The 19,548-nt window shown below is 36.9% G+C and carries 16 protein-coding genes; 11 read left to right on the top strand and 5 right to left on the bottom strand.

What is annotated here, in order from left to right; translation table 11 throughout:
* The first annotated feature begins 136 nt into the window (after window positions 1-136).
* Entirely contained in the window at window positions 137-1,891 is a 1,755-nt protein-coding gene (locus ACTJIP_RS06525) for a hypothetical protein (protein WP_077415485.1), read from the top strand.
* Between the two features lie 163 nt (window positions 1,892-2,054).
* Here the strand turns inward: ACTJIP_RS06525 and ACTJIP_RS06520 are convergent, their stop codons facing one another.
* Both ACTJIP_RS06520 and ACTJIP_RS06515 read right to left on the bottom strand, forming a co-directional pair.
* Window positions 2,055-2,609, bottom strand: a complete 555-nt coding sequence (locus ACTJIP_RS06520; RefSeq protein ID WP_180565423.1) for a histidine phosphatase family protein — start codon at window positions 2,607-2,609, stop codon at window positions 2,055-2,057.
* The gene (locus tag ACTJIP_RS06515; protein WP_180565422.1) at window positions 2,594-3,376 is read right to left on the bottom strand and encodes an adenosylcobinamide-GDP ribazoletransferase; all 783 of its coding nucleotides are present in this window, start codon (window positions 3,374-3,376) and stop codon (window positions 2,594-2,596) included. Before ACTJIP_RS06515 ends, ACTJIP_RS06520 begins: the two co-directional genes overlap by 16 nt.
* 178 nt (window positions 3,377-3,554) lie before the next feature.
* Between ACTJIP_RS06515 and ACTJIP_RS06510 the strand changes: the two genes are divergently transcribed.
* Window positions 3,555-4,571, top strand: a complete 1,017-nt coding sequence (locus tag ACTJIP_RS06510; protein WP_219072361.1) for a hypothetical protein — start codon at window positions 3,555-3,557, stop codon at window positions 4,569-4,571.
* A 56-nt stretch (window positions 4,572-4,627) separates the two neighbouring features.
* Here the strand turns inward: ACTJIP_RS06510 and cobT are convergent, their stop codons facing one another.
* A complete protein-coding gene (gene cobT, locus ACTJIP_RS06505) occupies window positions 4,628-5,635 on the bottom strand; it encodes a nicotinate-nucleotide--dimethylbenzimidazole phosphoribosyltransferase (protein WP_428167926.1) in 1,008 nt (335 codons plus the stop codon).
* 211 nt (window positions 5,636-5,846) lie between these two features.
* Between cobT and ACTJIP_RS06500 the strand changes: the two genes are divergently transcribed.
* The 3 genes from ACTJIP_RS06500 to ACTJIP_RS06490 all read left to right on the top strand — a co-directional run bounded on the left by ACTJIP_RS06500 (window position 5,847) and on the right by ACTJIP_RS06490 (window position 8,297).
* Window positions 5,847-6,596, top strand: coding sequence for a nucleotidyltransferase domain-containing protein (locus tag ACTJIP_RS06500; RefSeq protein ID WP_440704267.1), 750 nt, complete (start codon window positions 5,847-5,849; stop codon window positions 6,594-6,596).
* A 61-nt stretch (window positions 6,597-6,657) separates the two neighbouring features.
* A complete protein-coding gene (locus ACTJIP_RS06495; protein ID WP_077415497.1) occupies window positions 6,658-7,185 on the top strand; it encodes a hypothetical protein in 528 nt (175 codons plus the stop codon).
* Between the two features lie 5 nt (window positions 7,186-7,190).
* The gene (locus ACTJIP_RS06490; protein WP_440704266.1) at window positions 7,191-8,297 is read left to right on the top strand and encodes a nucleotidyltransferase domain-containing protein; all 1,107 of its coding nucleotides are present in this window, start codon (window positions 7,191-7,193) and stop codon (window positions 8,295-8,297) included.
* Window positions 8,298-8,376: 79 nt separating this feature from the next.
* On the opposite strand, the gene ACTJIP_RS06485 is transcribed toward ACTJIP_RS06490, so the two are convergent.
* Window positions 8,377-8,718 carry a TfoX/Sxy family protein gene (locus tag ACTJIP_RS06485; protein WP_219072357.1) on the bottom strand — a complete coding sequence of 114 codons (342 nt, stop codon included), beginning with the start codon at window positions 8,716-8,718 and terminating at the stop codon, window positions 8,377-8,379.
* 168 nt (window positions 8,719-8,886) lie between these two features.
* Here ACTJIP_RS06485 and ACTJIP_RS06480 point away from each other — a divergent pair, with 168 nt between their 5' ends.
* From ACTJIP_RS06480 to ACTJIP_RS06455, 6 genes are all read left to right on the top strand, one after another.
* The gene (locus tag ACTJIP_RS06480) at window positions 8,887-9,402 is read left to right on the top strand and encodes a DUF2975 domain-containing protein (protein WP_219072356.1); all 516 of its coding nucleotides are present in this window, start codon (window positions 8,887-8,889) and stop codon (window positions 9,400-9,402) included.
* A gap of 1 nt (window position 9,403) precedes the next feature.
* Complete coding sequence (locus ACTJIP_RS06475) at window positions 9,404-9,607, top strand: helix-turn-helix domain-containing protein (protein WP_002980904.1); 204 nt, start codon at window positions 9,404-9,406, stop codon at window positions 9,605-9,607.
* A gap of 171 nt (window positions 9,608-9,778) precedes the next feature.
* Window positions 9,779-10,651, top strand: a complete 873-nt coding sequence (locus ACTJIP_RS06470) for an ABC transporter ATP-binding protein (protein ID WP_077415505.1) — start codon at window positions 9,779-9,781, stop codon at window positions 10,649-10,651.
* Window positions 10,652-10,653: 2 nt separating this feature from the next.
* Window positions 10,654-13,878, top strand: coding sequence for a M1 family aminopeptidase (locus tag ACTJIP_RS06465; protein ID WP_440704265.1), 3,225 nt, complete (start codon window positions 10,654-10,656; stop codon window positions 13,876-13,878).
* Between the two features lie 119 nt (window positions 13,879-13,997).
* The gene (locus ACTJIP_RS06460; RefSeq protein ID WP_047381143.1) at window positions 13,998-14,438 is read left to right on the top strand and encodes a MarR family winged helix-turn-helix transcriptional regulator; all 441 of its coding nucleotides are present in this window, start codon (window positions 13,998-14,000) and stop codon (window positions 14,436-14,438) included.
* A gap of 6 nt (window positions 14,439-14,444) precedes the next feature.
* On the top strand, window positions 14,445-16,862 hold the full coding sequence (locus ACTJIP_RS06455; RefSeq protein ID WP_440704264.1) for a TonB-dependent receptor domain-containing protein: 2,418 nt from the start codon (window positions 14,445-14,447) through the stop codon (window positions 16,860-16,862).
* Between the two features lie 138 nt (window positions 16,863-17,000).
* On the opposite strand, the gene ACTJIP_RS06450 is transcribed toward ACTJIP_RS06455, so the two are convergent.
* Entirely contained in the window at window positions 17,001-19,259 is a 2,259-nt protein-coding gene (locus tag ACTJIP_RS06450; RefSeq protein ID WP_077415511.1) for a polyribonucleotide nucleotidyltransferase, read from the bottom strand.
* Window positions 19,260-19,548 lie beyond the last annotated feature (289 nt).

Raw genomic sequence — 19,548 nt, 5'->3', positions numbered from 1 at the left:
CATTATAAGGCAGAGGGAGTTCCTATATTTTTTGGATAAATTACTCCCCGCTTTTTATAAACTATAGGTAAAAGGAGTTCCTATACCCTTCACTTTTAATGAATATACTCCTCACTTATTTTTTTAACTTAAAACAATGAAAACACTACAATTATTCAATGCGGTATTGGCCAGAGAATCAAATGCAGAGCCATTTATTTCTAATGACGGTTTTATTATTGAACCAAATGCAGTTTGGGCAAAGAATGAAATCATCTCTTATTATGCCAAGGAAAAACTGAATGGGAATGATTTGAATAAAACATTTCATAAATCCTGGGAGAAAATAAAAAATACTTCCAGAATAGAATTGTTTTTTGAACAAATCAGACATTATATTTCAACCTATGGAAGTAATTTTCAGAGTGAAATTTATATTCCTGAAGAACTATTGAATGTTCCTGATGCAAAGTTGATTTTTAAAGTAATCAAGGCTTATACAGTAGAAGAAATGCAGGAAAAATGCCTTTCTCTCCTAAAGTCCGGAATCGCTTTGAAAGAAGAAACCATTGATGATTTGCTGTATATGCTGCATACGGAACTGGAATATGATTTCACAGGAAAAGAAAATATCAGAAATAAAGAAGCCATTATAAAAATAGCTGATCTGTACGATATTTATCCTGAAAATCCTGTTGAGTTTTTCCGTTATGTCATTTATAAAACGACGAATACAACGCTTTTAATCAAAAACGATGAATTGATTACTTTAATTAAGCAAAGTAATTTTAATCCAACCTATCTGTTTGAAAGTTTTGGGCAGAAAAAACTGGCAGAAATTTTCAACAGATTTAAGCCTTTATTCCTTGCTTATAAAAACAGAGCTCCCAAAGCCATTAATAAAATTTCAAAGCTCTCTAAAGTAAATCATAAGCCATTAGTCTCAAACCCGTTGAATGATGCTACCAATACATTACTGGAAAACAGTGATTGGCATTGGCTTGAAAATGCAACACCATTTGCATTATTTAAAGCACTGTCAGCGTGTTACTCAAGAATGTATGGTCAGGATACTTTTGTCTACAGAGTCAGAAACGGAAAATCATGGGTGAAAAAAGGTAAGGAAACTTACGTGAATCAATTCAACTATGAATTTATTTTAGATTTCCTGAAACTGAAGTATGAAAATATTTCCGGAAAGAAATTCTATTTTCCTGAGAATGTAGAATTTGCATTACCAACTTCTGAAAAAATGTTTGTTGGAAATATTCCTACCGGAACCCGTTTTTATAGTGAAAGACTGGCAGTAGGTATTTATTGGGAAGATCAGTGGGGAGCCAGTGATCTTGACCTTTCGGGATTGAATATCGCAGGAAAAATAGGTTGGAACGCTGCTTATAATCATGGTGACGGACAATTGATGTATTCAGGAGATATGACTTCTGCTCCCAATGGTGCCGTTGAATATCTTTACGCCAATAAAGGACACTGTGCACCAACACTTGTTATGAATAACGTTTTCAGCGGAGAGGCAAATTGTGGATATAAAATCGTGATCGGAAAGGGAGATGATATTTCCTACGACTATATGATGAACCCTAACCATCTTTTTGCTGAAGCCAGATGTAACTCGGTTCAGAAGCAAATGATTCTGGGAATGCTGGTCACAAAAAACGAAAAGCAATGTTTTGTGCTATTGAATTTCGGAGCCGGACATTCTCATGTTTCAGGAAATAGTGAAGTTTCCACTATGGCAACAAGTGCATTATACCAGCAATGGTTTGAAGCGATGTCTTTCAATGATCTTATTAAAGAACTGGGAGCAGAGATTACAACAGAAAAAGCAGAAGCTGACTTTGATTTTTCTCTGGAAAGCCTGGAAAAAGATAGTTTTATCAGAATTTTTAAATAAATTCTTTCACGTCATCTGATGGTATCAGGTGGCGTTTTTTGTGGATAAAAGTGGCTGGATTCCTTCGGAATGACAAACTATATGGGTAAGACCATCATTACAATTGTGTCATTCCGTAGGAATCTAAACATCATATTCTAGTTAGTAAAGAACTTTACAGTGTCTATACATTTATCTTTTTAACAGAAAAGATGCCTGCATCTACATTAATGATCACTTTCTTTCCATAATCAATCTGAATACTGAACATATTTTCCAGCGGAAACTGAAGCACAGTCTGAACAATCAGACGAATGACTCCGGCATGCGTGGCAATGAGAACTTTATGTATATCTTTTTTCTGAATTAATGCATTCCAAAAATTGAGAACACGGGTCTGCATTTCAAGGAGATTTTCTCCGCCAGAAGCTTTGATATTGACAAAATCTTTGTACCAGGGATTGATTTCTTCTTCCGGAATATCAGTCCATTTTTTCAGTTCCCAGTTCCCGAAATTCATTTCCCGAAGTCTTTCATCTGTCCGATAATCGAATTTAAAATAATCAGCTAAAAGACAGCAGCGTTGGGAAGGACTGGAGATTATCATATCATAATCATCATCTATCTCCAACTTTTTAAAATCTTCAGGATACTCTTTTCTTAAAGGCATTTCAGCAAAACCATAACATAGATTTTCCGGATTTTCTACGGCAGTATGACGGATTAAATGAATTTCCATACGATCATTGTTCCTAAGTAAAATAAAACTTCACAAACCTGCTGCACAGATCCCAGACAATCGCCTGTATAGCCGCCGATATGCTTTTTAAAATACCAACCCATATATATTTTCCCCAAATAAGCCAGCGCAAAAGCGAAAATCAACCGCCAGTCCGGAATCAGGGCAAAAGCAATTAAAACACTGACGAATCCTACCAGCAATGCCATTTTATCCAATGGTTTATTGGCCAAAGGTTTCGATTTACTGACATCAATATCAGTAACATATTGGTGGGTATAAATCATAGTTCCTGAAATAAACCGGCTTGTTGTATGAGCTAAAACGATAATGCCTAAAACTCTCAATGGCGCAACGGCCCCCAAAGCCTGAATACCGTAGAATTTCAGAGCAAAAAGCAGGATAATACCAATCGTTCCATACGCTCCTACCCGGCTGTCTTTCATAATAGTCAGTATTTTTTCCTTTCCATAGCCGCCACCGAAACTGTCGCACATATCTGTAAAACCATCTTCATGAAAAGCTCCGGTAAGCAAAACACTGGAAATCATCATTAAAACAATTCCAATTTCCAAATTAAAAAGTACCGTGGAAAGATAAAGGATTACCGCATTGATGAGTCCTATTAACAACCCAACCCAGGCAAAATATTTTTGGGATCTGTTCATAATCTCACTGGAATATGGAATGGTAAACGGAACCGGGATTCTTGTGAAAAACATCAGCGCTGTTGCAAAGTAGATCAGTTCATTCTTGAGGACTTTCATTGTTTTTTAGATATAAAAACCGGGATTAATCAATTTCAGTAAAATTAGGAAAGCTTTCAGATATGATCAAAAGATAAATGGGAAAAATGAAAAACATGAATGTTATCACCTTACTATTTTCACTTTAAATACAGTGTTTTTTTACTTTTGCACCATTAATAACCATGAAAAAAAACAAATGAAAAAAGCGTATTTCGTTGGATTATGTCTTATATCCATAGTAAGCTGTTCAGCTCCCGGTGATGAACTGGAAAATGTAAATGAATCACAAGCCTTAAATTCATCCGGAAAAAACATGCTGGCAAAAGGAGGCTTCAGAGATAACCCTGATACACCCACTCCTCCTCCTGCAGGAATCTGGTCTAAATCTTTTTATTTAACTAATCCTATTTACGGTTTCTACAGTGATCTTACTAAAAAATATCTATACAATACCTCCCCTTTACCATCCGAACTTCCTAAATCCTATCCCGGATTAAGCTATTATTTTCAGGAGAGATTATTAGGTTCTGCAGATGGCCCCGGTCCGGTAATTACAAGATGGTTTCATACAGGAACTAATGATCTGGTATTAACGACTAACCCTAATGAGCTTACAGGTCAAAGTTACTGGGAAAAAAGAGATCTCGGTACCAGTTATAACGGTGATGAGCCAGGAAGCTTTCCTATTTACAGGTATTTTAATGGTGATAAAAAGACCCACTTCTATACGAGAGATAAGAATGAATTGGGGGATGGAAAAGATGGATTTGTTTATGAAGGTATTTCCTTCTACCTGAAAGAATCAGAGCCTAAAGCTTTCAGAATTCGTGACGGAGAATTTTTCCAGGATACCAGCACAGGAGCAGTTTATCTTGTCTTTGAAAGTACTTTAAGACGTATTGATTCCTGGTCTGTTGTGAATGGATTGTTTGATTTTAAACCAGATCCAAGAACCGGAAAATCTAAAGAGTGGAAACTTTTAAAAGTTAACAATATCAACGACTATACCGGAGAGAGAGGACCTGATATTACCTCAGCCAATCAACTGGTACAAAACACCAATGACGGCAAAATATATTTAGTGGATGACGGTTTATACAGATACATTCCTACTGAACTGATTTTTAAAATCTATAATTTTAATGAGGATGCGATCCAAAAGAAACCTATAAGAATGATGTTTACTGGTAAAGATGTTGCCAAGACTTACTAACAGATTGCATTGATACATAAAAGGGGCTTCATTGCCCCTTTATTATTTTATAAAGCTTAAGACGATTTATTGGAAATGTGAGCATCTTCAAAACTTGACATTTCATTCAGGAAATTAACCGCACTTTGAATAATTGGATAGGCCAATGCACAGCCTGTTCCTTCACCAAGTCGCAGATTCAGATTTAAAATAGCTTTCTCCCTCATCAGTCCCAACAATTGAGGGTGGGCATTTTCATTGCTTACATGACAGAAAATGCAATTGTTCAGGATTTCAGGATTCTTTTTCCATACCGTTGCTACTGCTACCGTTGCAATAAATCCATCTACCATAATCAGCATATTATGATGATAAGCTTCTTCAATGGCTCCGATCATTTGTGCAATTTCTAATCCGCCAAAGATTTGAGCAATTTCATCCTCAGTCATTTCAGACGGATATTTCTCTATCGCTTCTGTTAAGATACTGATCTTATTTTGTAACTGGTGGTCATTCAAACCTGTTCCGCGTCCTATACAATTGGTAATCGGAATGTCAAACAGTTTGCTCATCATCAATGAAGAAGCTGAAGTATTCCCGATTCCCATTTCACCGAAACCAATGATATTACAGTCCTTTCCAGCAATTTCAGCAACTACAGCCTTTCCATTTTTAAGTGCCAGCTGGTATTCTTCAAAAGTCATGGCTGGTTCTTCCAGGATATTACGGCTGGATTTTCTGACTTTTTTATAAATCAGATTCAGCCCTTCAGGAAAATCAAAATTCACTCCGGCATCTACAATTTTAATCTTAATACCATGCTGTCTGCAAAAAACATTGATGGCTGCACCACCACCCAGAAAATTCATGACCATCTGATAGGTTACTTCCTGTGGGTAAGCACTTACGCCTGCAGCAGCAATTCCGTGATCGGCAGCAAAAACCACCATATGAGGATTCAATAACTGTGGTGAAGTGGTCTTCTGAACCATTCCGATTTTGTGAGCAAGGTGTTCCAAATGTCCTAATGCACCTAACGGTTTTGTCTTAAAATCAATTTTATGCTGTAATTCTGATGATAACATGGATATTAAATGTAGTTATGTTAAATTGAGAAAGTGCAATATTAGTGAAATGAGGAAGAATTTGTACCTTTTTCAGTAGTTTTTATAAGCTTAGGGCTGCAAGTTAGATACACACCCTCAAACTCTCTCACACTAAAACTTTCAAACACAAAAATTCTACGTAAGAACATTGCGCACACCATTCTTTCCTTTGCATTATAAATCAAAAACAATGACACCAAAAATACTTGAAAAAATAAAAGAAGTTGAGGCAAGCCGGGGTGTAGAAGTCCTTCTTGCAGTAGAATCAGGAAGCAGAGCCTGGGGTTTTGCCTCTCCTGACAGTGATTATGATATACGTTTCATATACCGTCATGAAAAAGACTGGTATCTTTCTCCATGGGATAAAGATGAAACGATAGAATTTATGACGGAAGACGACCTGGACGGCTCCGGGTGGGATCTGCGAAAAACCTTTCATCTTTTGCTGAAATCGAATGCGGCTTTACTAAGCTGGTTTTATTCTCCAATAGTATATAAAGCAAATGAAAAGTTTGTAGAACTGTTCAGCCCGTTGGCAGACACCTGTTTTTCTCCGGTTGCGGTTTCTTATCATTATTTAAGTATGAGCAAGAAATATCTGGAAGCCTGCAGAAGTGATAAAGTAAAATTAAAAAGTTACTTTTATTGCTTACGAACCACATTAACAGGAAAATGGATCGTAGAAAAAGGAACAGTTCCTCCTGTATTGTTCAGTGAACTGCTTGTTTTAACCGATGTAGAAACCAGACGAAAAATAGAAGATCTTATCACCTTAAAAGCAACCAAAGGAGAATCTTATTATCACCCGAATGATTGGGAACTGTTTGAATTTCTGGAGAAAACAATCGCTGAGAATGAAGAAAAATCGAAAAGTCTGTCAGGAGGAAAAGCGGATAAGGGTGAGATGGAGAGGGTTTTTAGGGAAATATTAGCGCTATAATTTAAACCATTTGAAGTGCTTTGGAAGTAATTGTGAACAGCTGTAGTAAAAATTAATATCCATGGAAAAAGAAAACTCTTTTATTAAACATTGTAATATCATACAGTCAAAGTATGGAATTGTAATACCAGAAAATATACAGACTTATTTTGCCAAATTTTCAGAAGATTCCGACAATTTTTATTATCAGGTACTTAAAAAAGCCGATGATTATAAAATATTTTACACTAAAGAATTTGTTGAGTTTATTATCGGGAAATATGCAGATTCTGCTATAGATTTTGAATTTCTTCAAAATATGATTGATGAGGGGAATTATGAATATTCATTGCTTGAAAAAAAATTTGTCTCTGAAAATATTGATTTTTCTTTTTTGAATACATGTCTTCAGGAATATGATTCAATTCCTTTTTATATTGGAATTTACACATTTGAAACCTGTGGAGGTGAAGAATTCCTAATCATTAATGATGATAAAACCGGGTATATTGCAGGGCGTTCTCACTATGATTTTGAAAAAATTGAAATTAATGCGAGTTCCATTAAATATCAAAAAATTGACTTCATCAAAAAGCTACAATTTAAATAATTAAAATGACCATCCAAGACCTAAAAAATAACAACCTTCTCCTCTTCGAAGCCATTTCCGGAAGCCGGGCTTTCGGGCTGGCAACGGAGAATTCTGATACGGATATCCGTGGTGTGTATTACTTGCCGAAGGAAGATTTCTTTGGCCTGAACTATATTCCGCAGATTTCCAATGAGACAAATGACATTACGTATTATGAAATCGGGAGATTTGTTGAACTGCTGCAGAAAAACAATCCCAATATTCTTGAAATTCTGGCCAGTCCGGAGGATTGTATCCAATATAAACATCCGTTGATGGATTTGTTGAAAACTGAAGATTTTCTATCAAGACTATGTAAAGATACCTTTGCTGGCTATGCTGTTTCACAGATTAAAAAAGCAAAAGGTCTCAACAAAAAGATTTTAAATCCTATCGATAAAGAGAGAAAATCTGTTCTGGATTTCTGTTTTATTCTTGAAGGACAAGGTTCTGTACCCTTGAAAAAATGGCTTCTTGAATTCCCATCCTCTGGAGGGGTGTCCGTAGGACGGGGTGGTTTATCACAAGAGAAATGCGGATTAATAAGCATTGACCATACAAAAGGAACGTATGCTTTATTTTATGATGACACTGAAACATTGGGATATAAAGGTGTTATCCAAAATGAAGAGGCAAACCAGGTTTCTGTCTCATCCATTCCTAAAGATGAAAAACCTGTTGCTTATATGTTCTGCAACCTCGATGCCTACTCTGTGTACTGCAAAGACTACAGGGAATACTGGAAATGGGTGGCTGAGCGCAATGAAGACCGCTATAATGTCAATCAGAATCACGGACAGAATTACGACAGCAAGAACATGATGCACACGATCCGGCTGCTGCAGTCCTGTGAGCAGATTTTTAAAACCAGCTCACTGACGATCCTCGTAGAAAACCGTGACGAACTGTTAGATATCAAAGTAGGCAATCAATCGTATGAAAACGTAATGCAAAAGGCAGAAAACCTTATAGAATCAATAGAAAATCATTATTCTGCCTCCAGTCTTCCTGACGGGCCGGATCTGGAAAAAACAACAAAAATATTAATTCAGATCAGAGAAAAACTGTACGGAGATAATGATGAATTATAAATGATGAATGATGAATGTGGGACTGCTGAATTCCGGCATTCCCACTCTCTTACTCTCAAACATTCTCACTCTCCAAAACTCACTTCTTCGAAGCCTTTGCTATCGGATTATAATCCAGACAGATTTTGATCCAGTATTCAAAATCATCTGCTTTTTTAAAACCAATGGGTTCTACATAGCAATACCCATTGAGCTGCTTCCCTTTCATAATCATCGGCAGAAAACCTTTTTTCTCCGAAACCTCATCTTCCAGCTCAGGATCATAACGGCACATCAGGTTGTCATGACTGATATTGATGCACATCTTCCCGTTCACCAGAAAAGACAGTCCGCTGAACATTTTCTTCTCTTCAACCTCAATATTTTCTACCATTGAAAGCCGTTCACGTACCCGCTCGGCAAGTTCAGTACTGTAAGCCATGATTTCTATCTTTTTGTTATTTAAAATTAATTAAAAACTTTGATTATCACATTATTCTATCGGTTTTTTTGAGAAGCATCAAATTTAAAAAAATAAAATTTTATTTAAATTAATTATTGTTTTACGATAATTAATTATACATTTGCAATAGTAATTAATGTTCGTGCCATGAACCAGACCAAAATTATTTCAAGGATTTTATTTTATATCTGCTCTGTATTGTCAGCTGGATATTTAATCACTTTTGTGTACTCTATATTCTGTCTTATCACCGGATTTGCGGTTACACCTTACAAAGAGGGAAAGTTTCTCCACATCAATTATCCGTTTACAGAACAGCCATTTCTGAATATCGAAAACAATTACTCCTATATGATTTTTTCATTTCTGGCTGTACTCATCACGTATGGAATCTTTTTCTGGTTATCTGCCAGGGTTTTCAAAGTATTTTTCCAGCAGAAACTGTTTACGCAGGAAAATATCAATCAGCTTAAGAAATTTTACCTGTACAATATTTTTATTCCCCTTCCGCTGGTGATTATCGCGAGTTTCTTTGTGGAAGTAGAAAGTATGATATGGGGACTGGTGTTTATTCACTTTATGCTTGGAATTTTCTGTCTGTTTCTTGCGAATATCTTTAAGCAAGGACTACATTTGCAAAACGAACAAGACCTATTTATTTAAAATGCCAATTATAGTCAACTTAGATGTGATGCTTGCCAAACGAAAAATGCAGAGTAAAGAATTGGCAGAAAAACTGGGTATCACGCCCGTCAACCTCTCTATCCTTAAAACCGGAAAAGCCAAAGGGGTCCGCTTCGATACGCTTGAAGCCATCTGTAAAATCCTGGAATGCCAGCCCGGCGATATTCTTGAATTTAAAGAGTAAACGGGATTCGAGGTACGAGTTTCGGGTTGGTGAGTTTGAAGATGAATGTGTAAAAATTCCGCATCTAACTTTTAACTTCCAGCTAACCTCCAAACCCTAAACTTTAAACTTTAAACCTCTAAAATCGCTGCCGAAAGGCCGCCTGTCCTTCTATTCCCCAAACACAACATTATGAATACATTATCCATCAACAACTTAAGTCTTACCTATAAAAATGGTTTTCAAGCCATTAAGGACATTTCTCTCGACATCAAAAACGGAATGTTCGGACTGCTGGGACCCAACGGAGCCGGAAAATCATCTCTGATGAAAACCATTGTGGGGCTTCAGAAACCAACATCGGGAACGATTCTTTTCAATGAAGTAGATATTATCAAGAATCCCGATTATATCAAACAGAATCTTGGATTTCTTCCTCAGGATTTTGGAGTTTATCCGAAAGTATCAGCCTACGACCTATTGGAACATATTGCTGTATTAAAAGGTATCACCGATAAAAACCAACGTAAAAATCAAATTCTGGGTCTGCTTGAAAAGGTCAACCTTTCTGATTTTGCTAAAAAAGAAGTACACACCTTCTCAGGAGGGATGAAACAGCGTTTTGGTGTAGCTCAGGCATTATTGGGAGATCCGAAAATTATCATTGTGGATGAGCCTACTGCCGGATTGGATCCTGAAGAACGCAACCGATTCAATACATTGCTCAATGATATCAGCCAGGAGGTTATCGTTATTTTGTCAACTCATCTCGTTGAAGATGTCAGAAATCTTTGCTCAGAAATGGCAGTGATGAACCACGGACAGATTCTCAGAAAAGGGAATCCCGGAAAATTAATTGCAGCGCTGGACAACAAAATCTGGTCAAAACCTATTGACAAAACCGAACTGGATACTTATAGTTCCAACTATGAGATCATCAGCAGACAGCTTCTCGAAAGAGAACTTCATATTACCGTATTTTCTGAAGAATCTCCCAAAAATTTCAGTTCCGTAACTCCTTTATTGGAACACGTTTATTTCCATACACTCACTCAAAAACCTTAATCATGAACACTATATTTTTATTTGAAGCCAGACGCACTAGCAAGCACTGGCTCACCTATCTTGTGGCCTTACTTTTAGCAGCTCTCGGTATTTTTTGCGGGAGCCAGTTTAATCTTTCAGTAGGAGAAGGAATTTATTTAAACTCACCCTATACCATCGGTTTTATGACCGGAATGCTGAGTCTTACCGTTATTTTTTTTGCCAGCGTGTATACCTTACAGCTGTTGTTTAAAGATCAGGATTCAAAATTTGACCATATTCTGTTTTCATTTCCTTTTTCAAAGTCCACTTACCTGAAAGGGAAATTCACCACTTATTTCCTCCAGACCTTTGTAAGTTTTTCATTTCTGATGACAGGATTTCTCATAGGACAAATCATGCGTACCGGCAGTGAAATGCAGGAAGGTTTTAATATCATTCATTACATCTATCCACTATTGATCTTCGGCCTTATCAACAGCTTTTTTGTCTGCAGTTTCCTGTTTCTTATTTCATTTATTGTTAAGAAAAAACTACTGGTTGTAGTGGGCGGGCTGCTTCTGTATGTGTTATATATGATTGTTTTACTGTTTTCCAACTCTCCTTTTATGGCGGGAAGTTTGCCCCAGTCTTTAGAGACACAACAGCTTTCGGCTTTGATTGACCCTTTTGGACTGTCTGCTTATTTCATGCAGGCCCGTGATCTGAGTTCATATCAGAAAAATATTCAGATGGTTCCTTTTACAGGTTATCTGCTGTTCAACAGACTCTTATTTATCCTGATATCAGTTGGATTTCTTCTTCTTTCATTCAGGTTATTTTCATTCTCCAATGTATCCGGAAAGAAAGTAAAAACATCGGGACCTATTCAGTTATTATCTGAAACGGATAGATCAGAATATTCAACTGTTTCAGCAAACTTTGGCGGATCGGCTTCTTCTCGGGCTGTATTTTCTTTTGTAAAAATCGACCTTACGTATCTGTTCAAAAGCATTGCTGTTCCTGCTGTTTCTATCCTCCTTTTATTTTGTGTCGGCATGGAAATGTATGCCGAGATTGAAAAAGGAATTCGCCTTCCGCAGAAATATGCCGGTTCTGGACTTATGGCGACAACTATTTCAGAGAATTTCCATCTGCTTGGCCTTCTTATTTCAGTGTATTTTCTGAACGATATCTTATGGAGAAGCCGGTCTTCCGGATTTTTCCTCATTGAAAACAGTACTTATTTCTCCAAAAACAGAGTAACCGGGCATTTTATTTCAATCAGCCTCCTGCTGTTTTTCTTTACAGGAATTTTAATTGCTGAGGGAATTGTTTTCCAGGCTGCCTATCAGTATTTTTATATCGACTGGAGGGCTTATCTGGGTGTTTTCCTTTTCAACACTTTCCCCTTGATCCTTTTTTCCGGATTGATCCTTCTGATTAATGACAGAATTCCTAATAAGTTCATTGCACTCGCAGTTTCCATTCCCGCAGTTTTTGTATTGTCCGGTCCTGTTTCCGGGAAAATCATCTCCTACCCTCTTTTCAGAATATTTTCAGATTTTAAAGGCACTTACAGTGATTTTAACGGCTATGGGATCTATGAAAAGGCTTTTGCACAAAGACTTCTGTTCGGAACGGGTATCATCTGTACTTTATGGATGTTTAATCATTTTATAAGGATTAAAAAAATCTCTGTCATTCCTTCTGGTCTCAGTATTCTTCTGCTGATTTCAGGAATTTTTGCCGGAGTATTTTTTATGAAAGGATATGTTCCTAAAAATGAAGACCTGGCTATCTTAAGCTCAGTAGAATATGAAAAAAACTTCCGGAAGTATGAAAATCTGCCACAGCCTGATATTACTGATATTACCACAGAAATCAATCTTTATCCTTCAGAAAACGCCTATCAGATTATAGGGAAATATACTCTTACCAATCAAACCGGTCGGCCCATCAATAAAATACTCATCAACTTTAATGAGGATCTGAAACTTGAATCTGCCGTATTGATATCGGGTCGGGAAACCATGAAAATTAACAAAAACACTAAAGAAGTTGTATTAAAACAGGCTATTCAATCGGGCGAGACAGCTTCCCTGAATTTCAACCTGTTTTACCAATGGTTTGCGGTCAATGGCCATCAATCCTTTAATTCCGTTATTGAAAACGGTTCTTTTATGAGGATCAGCAGATATTATCCCACCATCGGTTATCAAAAGGATTATGAAATTCAGGATGAAAAACAACGCAGCCAATTCAGATTGGGAAAACTTACGGAACTGAAGAAGCCGGAAGCTCCTGAAGTAGTAAAAAAGGATTTCATTAATCTCAATATGACTGTTTCTACTGAAGAGAATCAGACAGCCATAGGCACAGGAGACCTAGTAAAGAAATGGACAAAATCCGGCCGTCATTATTTCCGGTATAAAGCAGATCAGATTCCTTTCCGGTTTGCCGTTTCTTCAGCTAACTATGAAATAAAAAGTGAGCGCTATAAAGGAATCACCATCAATATCTTTTATCATCAAAAACATTTTGAAAACGTAGATCATCTTCTGGAAAACGCAAAGCTTACTTTGGATTACTGCCAGCAGAATTTCGGGAAATATCCTTTTGCAACCATTAATTTTGCAGAGATTTCTTCTTTCACCAGAGGCTTTGCTGCAACAGCTTATCCTTCTGCAGTCTTTATGCCTGAAGATATGGTTTTCCATGCCAATATACAGGCGGATAAAAAACAGGATGTCATCAATGAATTGGCTGGTCATGAGCTTTCCCATCTCTGGTGGGGAAACAGCCAGATCAATCCTGACAATAGAGAGGGTTCTGTAATGCTAACCGAAACACTGGCTATGTATACGGAAATGATGCTTTACAAAAAAATGCACGGAAGAGAAAAAATGATGGAAAGAATCCAGGTGCATGAGCAGATTTATGACAATGAAAAAGGATTGTCTGAAAATGTTCCGATCTATAAAACTACAGGAGATGTTCCTCATATTTCTTATTCCAAAGGTGCTGCAGCCATGGTAGAATTGAGCAATTTAATTGGTGAAGAGAACGTGAACACGGCTTTAAAAAGCTTTCTGAACAATAATCAATATCCCAAGAAACCCTCTTCACTGGATCTGATTAATGAATTTTACAAAGCTGCTCCGAATGCCTCAGTCAGAAAACAGATCGACAGATTATTCAAAACCACAGAAAATATAACGTTTACTTCAGAGTCGAAAAATGCTTCTACAAAGACAAATCAGAAATAATTTACAAACCGTTTTTAATTTTTTAAAAAATATTTTTCAGGAATTGTAACAAAATAAAAAGGGATTCTACCAATTAGTTGATATATCAATAATTGATAAGTCATTTTAAATTCTGAAATATGGAAAAGTTAAATTCAATTATATTCTACAACATAGACAAAGCAATCAGAGCCTACAGAAACTATGCACAGCGGCAGCTGAAAGCGCATGGCTATACGATCACGATTGATCAGTGGCTTATCATCAAAGCGATTCTGGAAAACCCGGGAATTACCCAGAATGAGATTGGTGATCTTGTTTTCAAAGATAATGCTTCTGTCACGAGGATTATTGATTTAATGGTAAAATCCGAATACATTACAAGACATGTTCATCCTGAAGACCGCCGAAAAACCAATCTGGAAGTAACAGATTCCGGAGTAAAAGTGATCAGAGAGGTTCAGAATATCGTGGAGAAGAACCGTAAAACGGCTTTGAAGGGTATTAAAAATGAGGAACTGGAAGTCATGTATTCAGCTTTACTGAAAATTTCAGAAAACTGTCTTAACCCTAAAAAGTAAAACACTATGACCAGAATACTCTCATTTATATTTATCTGTATACTGATCTTGTTCAGCAGCAGATATTCTGCCCAACAGGCTGCACAGAGTTTTTCATTGTCCGGAAATATACAATCCGGCAAAGCTGAGCAGATGGAGATCAATCTCTTTAATGCAGATCATCAGTTAATCAAAACAGAAATTGCTGATGGTAATGGTAAGTTTAATTTTAATGATTTAAAACAAGGAACTTATCAGGTAAAGATCAATAGAAACGGTACTGAAGTCTATCATTCAGAAAATATTTCATTGGCCGAAAATACGACTCTACCTTCCATAGACCTGAATATAAAATCTATTGAAGGTGTAACGATCACCAAAACCAAACCTCTTATTGAAAGACAGGACGGAAAGATGATTATGAATGTTGAAAACAGCATTGCCAGCACCGGAAATTCCGCTTTTGAAGTATTGGAAAAAGCTCCGGGAGTGAGTATTGACAATAATGATAATATAAGCCTTCGCGGAAAAGGAAATCTTCTGATTCAGATTGACGGCAAAAATACACCAATGACGGGAAGTGACCTTGCCAATTACCTTAAGGGAATTCCATCCTCTACGATTGAAAAGATAGAATTCATTACCAACCCATCTTCCAAATATGATGCAGCAGGATCTGCAATCATTAATATTAAGCTTAAAAAGGAACAGAGAAAAGGAACCAACGGAAGTGTTTCCACGTCATTGGGAACGGGTAAATATGTGAAGAATAATAACAGTTTCAGTATTAACCACCGAAATAAGAAAATCAATATTTTCGGAAATTACAGCTTTGCCTACAGGGAAGCTTACAACGGTCTGGTCCTGGACAGGAATTTCTATGAAGCCAACAATTTCAAAAAAGCATATGTACAGGATAATTATCTGAAATTCAAATTCAACAGCCATGTTGCCAAAGCGGGAATGGATTACTATCTGAATGATAAAAATGTGCTTGGCTTTTCTGTAGGGCTGGTTTCAAACAAATTCAATGTGAATGGAGATAATTCCAATGTGACACTGGGCAGCAATCATCTTCCTGAAAGCTCATTCACCACCGTCAACAGATCGAATGACCGCTGGACCAATCTTTCATTCAATCTTAACCATAAATACACGATTGATTCTTTAGGCTCTGAAATCTCTACTGATTTCGATTACATTAATTATGCAAATTCTTCGCTGCAAAGTTTTGATACCCAAACACATGAAATAGCCAGCGGAACAGATAATCTGGATATTATAAAAGGTGATATGGATGGAAAACTGAACATTTATTCTTTAAAGTCTGATCTTACCAAGAATTTTAACCATGAATGGAAGCTGGAAACGGGAATTAAAACCAGCTTTGTAAAAACAGACAATGATCTGAAGTTTTTCAATGCGAGTTCCGGAATTCTGATCCCTGATCTTTCCAAAACCAATCATTTTATTTACGAAGAAAATATTAATGCGGTCTATGGAAATGTCTCTAAAAAATGGGAAAAGTTCAAAGCGACTGCCGGACTAAGAATGGAAAACACCAATGTAAAAGGAACCCAGCTTACCACGAATCAAATTAACAAAAGAAATTACACACAATTGTTTCCAAGTGCCGTCTTTTCTTATGATCTGACAGATAAAAGTAACCTTGAAGTTAATTTCAGCAGAAGAATCACAAGACCGAGCTACAACCAGCTGAATCCGTTTAAGTTTTATCTTGATCCCACCACGCTTAAGGCAGGAAATCCTGATCTGAATGCACAGACCACGATGAATTATGAACTGACTTACAGCTTGAGCAACAAATATTTTGCAACATTAAGCTATAGTAAGACCTCTAATAATATCACAGATATCCTTAAACCTGTGGTAGAAAACGGACAGGTGGTAACGGTACAGACCATTGAAAACCTGAGTTCTGTATCTTATTTCGGATTAAATCTTATTGCTCCTGTAAAGGTGACCAAATGGTGGGATATGAACAACAGTGCTAATTTCTACTATGGATCATATACCGGGAATGTTTCAGGAACACAGATCAATAACAAAGGAAATTTCACGTTTAGCATCAACAGTATTAATTCCTTCAAATTAGGCAATGGTTTCACTGCCGAACTTACCGGAAATTACAAAGCAAGAGAAATTTACGCTTATCTGAATGTGAGTCCTAACTGGTATCTGAATATCGGAGCGCAAAAGAAATTCAAAAACAATAGCACCCTGAAGCTGGCCTTCACCGATATGTTCTTTACAAGCAATATAAAAGGGCAAACTGTTTATAATGATTATCTCGAAAACTTCGCAGTAAAAAGAGATACCCGTGTGGTGACACTTTCTTACGCCTACAATTTCGGATCTTCCAAAAACGGGCAGCCCAGAAAAACAGGAGGCGCTGAGGATTTGAAACAGAGAATTGGAAGTTAATAACCACAGTCATTGCAAGCTAAACAATCTCTGAATTTTAAAAAGTGAGATTGCTTCAATGCTTTGCATTTCGCAATGACATAAAAAGCAAAAATCCCTCAAAATTGAGGGATTTTTTATATGTAAGAATGAATCTTATTAAGCTTCGTTAGAAGGAGTTTCGTTTTCCACTGGTCTTTCACCTTGTGGCTTTTGTCCTTCTGGTCTTCTTTGTCCCTCAGGTCTTCCTTGTCCTTCCGGTCTTCTTTGCCCTTCTGGTCTCCCCTGTCCTTCAGGTCTTGGAGGTCTTGGTAAAAGAACTTTTCTTGAAAGTTTCATTTTCTTACGGTCATCGTAACCCATGAACTTCACTTCTACTTCATCACCTTCAGCATAAGGAACTTTGTCAAGACGAGCCCATTCAATTTCAGAAATGTGAAGAAGTCCTTCTGTTCCTTTAGCAATCGCCACAAATGCACCGAAGTCCATTACTTTCACTACTTTACCATTGTAAACTTCTCCTACAACCGGTACGAAAGTAATTTCATTGATCTTAGCAACAGCAGCATTGATTTTCTCTCTGTCTGTTCCTGCAATTTCGATACGTCCAATCTCCCCTACTTCTTCAATAGCAATAACGGTATCCGTATCTTTCTGCATCTGCTGAATGATCTTTCCTCCAGGCCCGATTACAGCACCAATGAAGTCTTTAGAGATTTCCATTACTACCATTTTCGGAGCGTGAGGCTTCACGTCTGCTCTTGGTTCAGAGATTGTTTCAGTGATTTTATTTAAGATGTGTAATCTTCCGTCTCTTGCCTGCATCAAAGCTTTTTCCATGATATCCATAGAAAGTCCCTGAATTTTGATATCCATCTGACAAGCAGTGATACCGTCTGCAGTACCTGTTACTTTGAAGTCCATATCTCCAAGGTGATCTTCATCTCCTAAGATATCAGAAAGTACAGTGAATTTACCTGATTTTGCATCCGTGATCAATCCCATTGCAATACCTGAAACAGGTTTTGTAATCTTTACCCCGGCATCCATTAGTGCCAGTGTTCCTGCACAAACTGTTGCCATTGAAGATGAACCGTTTGATTCTAAGATATCAGAAACAATTCTGATGGTATATGGATTTTCTTCAGGAATAACTGCCTGTAATGCTCTTTGAGCAAGGTTTCCGTGTCCTACTTCTCTTCTTGAAGTTCCTCTTAAAGGTCTTGCTTCACCTGTAGAAAACGGAGGGAAGTTATAATGTAAGAAGAATTTTTCGTCGTGCTGAGAAATAACACTATCTACCATGTTTGCATCTTTCACAGAACCTAAAGTTACGGCTGTTAAAGACTGAGTTTCACCTCTTGTAAACACTGCAGAACCGTGAGCTCCCGGAAGGTAGTCAATTTCTGACCAGATAGGACGGATCGTTTGAGGATCACGACCATCAAGACGGATATTGTCTTCAAGGATCATCTGACGCATTGCTTCTTTCTCTACATCATGATAATATACTTTTACGAAAGGTGTTACTCTTTCCAATTCTTCTGCATTTTCAGCATATTGAGCTAAAAATTCTTCACGAACTGCTTTGAATTTCTCTCCTCTCTCCTCTTTTCCAGATGGAGTTCTTGCTACTTCATATACTTTATCATAAGTTTCTTTCCATACTTTTTCACGAATTTCTTCGTCGTGATTTTCGTGAGAATATTCTCTCTTAGGGAAAGCTTTTCCTACTTTTTCTGCTAATCTCTCCTGAGCTTCGATTTGTTTTTTAATTTCAGCATGACCAAAATTAATAGCTTCCAACATTTCCTGCTCAGAAATTTCTTTCATTTCACCTTCTACCATTACGATGGAATCTTTAGTAGCTCCCACCATGATATCAAGCTCAGAATTTTTCAGTTCTTCATAACTTGGGTTAACAGAAAGCACTCCATCAAATCTTACAACTCTTACTTCAGACATTGGTCCGTTGAAAGGAATATCTGTAATAGCAATCGCTGCAGAAGCTGCCAAACCTGCTAAATCATCAGGAATTGTTTTTCCGTCATAAGAAATTAATGAAATCATCACCTGAACTTCAGCGTGGAAATCTTCAGGGAAAAGCGGACGTAAAACTCTGTCCACCAAACGCATCGTTAAAATTTCCTGATCAGAAGGTCTTGCTTCTCTACGGAAGAAATTTCCAGGAATTCTTCCACCTGCATAGAATTTTTCTCTATAATCAACTGTTAATGGTAAAAAATCTACACCAGGATTTGCTTCTTTATTGGCTACAACAGTTGCTAAAAGCATTGTTCCACCCATTTTTACTACCACAGATCCATCAGCCTGCTTGGCCAATTTCCCTGTTTCAATAGTGATTTCTCTGCCATCTGCAAGAGTAATCATTTCTGTAAACGCTTGAGGTATACTCATAAATTTGTCTTCTTAATACTCCGTATTGAGTATGAATTAATATTTAAACTCTTTAAATTTCGTGTGCAAAGGTACTATATAATAATGAAATATTAAATTTTTCAATTGCATAAATAGGCTGTCAAAATACAAAAAATTGGCTATCAGTTGATGAAAGATTCAAAATTTATAGCTGTAATCTCAACTTATTCATTATTTCAATGCATTTTTCTGAAGATAATGCATTGAAAAATGCTGTTGTTTTTGTATTATTGTCTCAAAAAATGGAAATAATATTCTAAATTGAAAA

The organism is Chryseobacterium sp. 22543, from assembly GCF_052044565.1.
Classification (GTDB): domain Bacteria; phylum Bacteroidota; class Bacteroidia; order Flavobacteriales; family Weeksellaceae; genus Chryseobacterium.
Note: the sequence above shows the minus strand (reverse complement) of the source record. Positions and strands in the feature narration are given on the sequence as shown.

Coding starts and splice junctions, on each gene's coding strand:
- ACTJIP_RS06525 (WP_077415485.1), top strand. CDS start 137: ATGAAAACACTACAATTATTCAATGCGGTATTGGCCAGAGAATCAAAT.
- ACTJIP_RS06520 (WP_180565423.1), bottom strand. CDS start 2,609: ATGGAAATTCATTTAATCCGTCATACTGCCGTAGAAAATCCGGAAAAT.
- ACTJIP_RS06515 (WP_180565422.1), bottom strand. CDS start 3,376: ATGAAAGTCCTCAAGAATGAACTGATCTACTTTGCAACAGCGCTGATG.
- ACTJIP_RS06510 (WP_219072361.1), top strand. CDS start 3,555: ATGAAAAAAGCGTATTTCGTTGGATTATGTCTTATATCCATAGTAAGC.
- cobT (WP_428167926.1), bottom strand. CDS start 5,635: ATGTTATCATCAGAATTACAGCATAAAATTGATTTTAAGACAAAACCG.
- ACTJIP_RS06500 (WP_440704267.1), top strand. CDS start 5,847: ATGACACCAAAAATACTTGAAAAAATAAAAGAAGTTGAGGCAAGCCGG.
- ACTJIP_RS06495 (WP_077415497.1), top strand. CDS start 6,658: ATGGAAAAAGAAAACTCTTTTATTAAACATTGTAATATCATACAGTCA.
- ACTJIP_RS06490 (WP_440704266.1), top strand. CDS start 7,191: ATGACCATCCAAGACCTAAAAAATAACAACCTTCTCCTCTTCGAAGCC.
- ACTJIP_RS06485 (WP_219072357.1), bottom strand. CDS start 8,718: ATGGCTTACAGTACTGAACTTGCCGAGCGGGTACGTGAACGGCTTTCA.
- ACTJIP_RS06480 (WP_219072356.1), top strand. CDS start 8,887: ATGAACCAGACCAAAATTATTTCAAGGATTTTATTTTATATCTGCTCT.
- ACTJIP_RS06475 (WP_002980904.1), top strand. CDS start 9,404: ATGCCAATTATAGTCAACTTAGATGTGATGCTTGCCAAACGAAAAATG.
- ACTJIP_RS06470 (WP_077415505.1), top strand. CDS start 9,779: ATGAATACATTATCCATCAACAACTTAAGTCTTACCTATAAAAATGGT.
- ACTJIP_RS06465 (WP_440704265.1), top strand. CDS start 10,654: ATGAACACTATATTTTTATTTGAAGCCAGACGCACTAGCAAGCACTGG.
- ACTJIP_RS06460 (WP_047381143.1), top strand. CDS start 13,998: ATGGAAAAGTTAAATTCAATTATATTCTACAACATAGACAAAGCAATC.
- ACTJIP_RS06455 (WP_440704264.1), top strand. CDS start 14,445: ATGACCAGAATACTCTCATTTATATTTATCTGTATACTGATCTTGTTC.
- ACTJIP_RS06450 (WP_077415511.1), bottom strand. CDS start 19,259: ATGAGTATACCTCAAGCGTTTACAGAAATGATTACTCTTGCAGATGGC.